Annotated in this window: 4 protein-coding genes; 2 read left to right on the top strand and 2 right to left on the bottom strand. The window is 47.3% G+C overall.

Features of this window, described 5'->3' with window-relative positions:
* Positions 1-126 precede the first annotated feature (126 nt).
* Together rfaD and nspC are read left to right on the top strand one after the other, a co-directional pair.
* Complete coding sequence (gene rfaD / locus ACOJTG_RS24050; protein WP_420156138.1) at positions 127-1,092, top strand: ADP-glyceromanno-heptose 6-epimerase; 966 nt, start codon at positions 127-129, stop codon at positions 1,090-1,092.
* Positions 1,093-1,227: 135 nt separating this feature from the next.
* On the top strand, positions 1,228-2,361 hold the full coding sequence (gene nspC, locus ACOJTG_RS24045) for a carboxynorspermidine decarboxylase (RefSeq protein ID WP_420156137.1): 1,134 nt from the start codon (positions 1,228-1,230) through the stop codon (positions 2,359-2,361).
* 30 nt (positions 2,362-2,391) lie between these two features.
* On the opposite strand, the gene ACOJTG_RS24040 is transcribed toward nspC, so the two are convergent.
* Both ACOJTG_RS24040 and ACOJTG_RS24035 read right to left on the bottom strand, forming a co-directional pair.
* Complete coding sequence (locus tag ACOJTG_RS24040) at positions 2,392-2,808, bottom strand: hypothetical protein (RefSeq protein WP_420156136.1); 417 nt, start codon at positions 2,806-2,808, stop codon at positions 2,392-2,394.
* A 19-nt stretch (positions 2,809-2,827) separates the two neighbouring features.
* Positions 2,828-3,106 (bottom strand): hypothetical protein (locus ACOJTG_RS24035; protein ID WP_420156135.1); only part of this gene is annotated, 279 nt, incomplete at its 5' end.

Below are 3,106 nucleotides of genomic sequence, written 5' to 3'. Positions count from 1 at the left end.
TGCAGATATTATTAGATAAATACAATTTATTCATTAAATCTTGACTAGGTTTTCGTAGGGAGTCCTCCTACCTTTGTTTCCTTATATTTTACGCATCAGAAATCTCTCCATACCCTGCGAGTATCTATGATTATTGTTACCGGAGCTGCTGGCTTTATTGGAAGTAATCTTATCCAAAGGCTAAATCAGGATAAATTCAACTTTATCATCGCCGTTGATGATTTCTCGGATCCTGTCAAACGCAAAAATCTGGAAAATAAACAGATTCAGGAGTACGTTGATCGGGAGCATTTCTTCGACTGGCTCGATCAGAATTATCATGAAGTAGAGTTTATTTTTCATATTGGTGCCCGCACGGATACCACGGAATTTAACTACGAGATTTTTGATCATCTCAACGTTAATTACTCCAAGCAAATCTGGCGTAAGTGCGTAGCTTACCAAATTCCTTTGGTATACGCTTCGTCGGCCGCTACCTACGGACTGGGTGAATTAGGCTACGAGGATAACGAAACGTTAATTCCTCAGCTTAAGCCCCTTAACCCCTACGGAGATTCTAAAAATCAATTTGATATCTGGGCTTTAGAACAAGAAGAAAAACCCTTCTTCTGGGCGGGTTTGAAATTCTTCAACGTGTACGGTCCTAACGAGTATCATAAAGGCCGCATGGCTTCGGTGATTATGCACGCTCACCGGCAGATTAAGGCTACGGGACAGATGAAGCTTTTCCGTTCGCATAACCCTGAGTTCAAGGATGGCGAACAAATGCGGGACTTTGTGTACGTGAAGGATGTCGTAGAAGTTTGCCTCTTTCTGATGTACAGCCGCAAGCATTCGGGCATTTACAACCTTGGTAGTGGAAAAGCCCGTACCTTCCTGGATCTGGTCACGAACACGTTCAAGGCCATGAACCTGGAACCCCAGATTGATTTCATCGATACACCCATCGACATTCGCGATACATACCAGTACTTCACGGAGGCAGCCATGAGTAAACTCCGTTCGATTGGCTACGAAAAGCCCTTTCATACGCTGGAAGAAGGCGTTGCCGACTATGTAGGGAATTATCTGGCGACCGAACGTTACGTATAAAACGACTCAATACTTTTAAATCGACGCCTGGAGAACTTTCTTCAGGCGTTCTTTTTTATAGAGGTTTACAAAAACTTAATACTCCGATGGCATGGCGGCGGTTCGATTACCCAACGCCTCTTCTATTTTTGCGGTATGAACTACGATCTGATCCCTTCTCCCTGTTTTGTACTGGAAGAAGCCAAATTAAAGCGTAACCTGGAGTTGCTTCGCTACGTGCAGCAGCAGGCCGGGGTAGAAATCATTTGTGCCCTGAAAGGCTTTTCGATGTTTAGTACGTTCCCGATGCTTCGAAACTACCTGGCCGGAGCCACGGCCAGTAGTATCAATGAAGCCCGGCTTATCAACGAAGAATGGGGAACGAAGGCTCACTCCTACGTACCCGCCATTCGAGAAGACGAGATTGAAGAACTAATTGAACGGTCTACGCACCTGACCTTTAATTCCTGGCGTCAATTTGAAAAATTTGGCAAACAGGCGGCATCAGCTGGCGTATCGGTAGGTATTCGTATTAACCCGCAGTACTCGGAGGTTACAACGGATTTGTACAATCCCTGCGTACCGGGTTCGCGTTTGGGCGTGATTCGGGCCGTATTCCCGGATCAGCTGCCCGCTGAAATTGAAGGGCTGCACTTCCATACCCTTTGCGAGAACGATTCGCACACGCTGGAGCGGACGCTCGTACACGTCGAGCAACGGTTCGGTGATTTACTCCAGCAGGTCAAATGGATCAATATGGGCGGCGGTCACCTGATTACGCGGGCCGATTACGATCCGGAACATTTGATTTCGGTCTTAAAAGCGTTTAAAGCCAAGTTTCCGCATCTGAAGATTATCATGGAGCCGGGCTCGGCCGTGGGCTGGCAGACGGGCGTACTGGTTTCAACCGTACTCGATATAGTAGATGCTCAGGGAATCAATGTGGCCATGCTGGATACATCCTTTTCGGCTCACATGCCCGATACGCTGGAAATGCCCTACAAGCCGCGGATCATTGGGGCTCATCAGGACCCCGTGGCTGGTAAACCTACCTACCGCATGGGTGGCAGTACCTGTCTGGCCGGTGATTACATGGGTGATTATAGTTTCGACGCGGATTTGCAGGAAGGCGACACGATCGTTTTTGATGATATGATTCACTACACTATGGTGAAAACGACGACCTTCAACGGCGTAAATTTACCTAGCATTGGTATCTGGAAAGAGGACGGCACCTTTGAACTCGTTCGCAGCTACGGCTACGAAAGCTACAAGGACCGACTTTCCTAATCGTGAAAAAGGGGCTCTTAAGCCCCTTTTTTATTGGATTCGAATGAACCAGTATGGACAGCCTTCGTCACAAGGCGGGTTGATTTGTAAGGTATCATTTCGTACCCGATAGCTCTGCTGATTCCAACCGTTTGCAGCACTGCTATCGACGGGTAATCGATCCAGGTATAAGTAGCGATTATTGGTAGCATACAGGCGAACCGATGCATAATCTCTCAACTCAACTCCGGTAGCTAATAGCGTCGAATCTTTTTGAAAAACCAGAGTCTGGGGCGGATTTAATGGAATCGGATAGGTGTACGATTTTCCATTCCAATCCCCTCGTTCGACCAGCAACCACTTTCCTGCAATGCCTTCTCCAGTCGCTCGTTCGATTCCTTCCAGTGGGTCTTTCCGGCAGGCCGTTGCCAGGATCAGTAAGGTTATGGCGAGTACATAAGTTTTCATAGCTTCTTGGTTAGTTAATTCATCGAACGCGTACGTAAGCCGAATGGCAGCCCTCCACACAGGGCGGTATAATCCATAGCGTATCCGGACTGAGTTTATAGGCAAGTTTGTAAGACTGCTTATCCGTTAGTATCAGATGGGAATCATCCATCGAAAATTTTTGGGAAGGAACATTGGCTAAATTCAGCACGTTTTCACTACGCGTAAACTCAATGATCTCTGCCGTATCGGCTGCTACGGGCACCGTATACAAGCGATCACCCGGTGAATAGCTGTACTCAAACAGCCGCCATTTCCC

This window comes from Siphonobacter sp. (assembly GCF_048595215.1).
Classification (GTDB): Bacteria; Bacteroidota; Bacteroidia; order Cytophagales; family Spirosomataceae; genus Siphonobacter.
The sequence above is the reverse complement of the archived record's forward strand: the minus strand, read 5'-3'. Positions and strand labels throughout refer to the sequence as shown.

Bases quoted from the DNA above. Each gene is read 5' to 3' on its own strand.
- rfaD (WP_420156138.1), top strand. From the start codon at position 127: ATGATTATTGTTACCGGAGCTGCTGGCTTTATTGGAAGTAATCTTATC.
- nspC (WP_420156137.1), top strand. From the start codon at position 1,228: ATGAACTACGATCTGATCCCTTCTCCCTGTTTTGTACTGGAAGAAGCC.
- ACOJTG_RS24040 (WP_420156136.1), bottom strand. From the start codon at position 2,808: ATGAAAACTTATGTACTCGCCATAACCTTACTGATCCTGGCAACGGCC.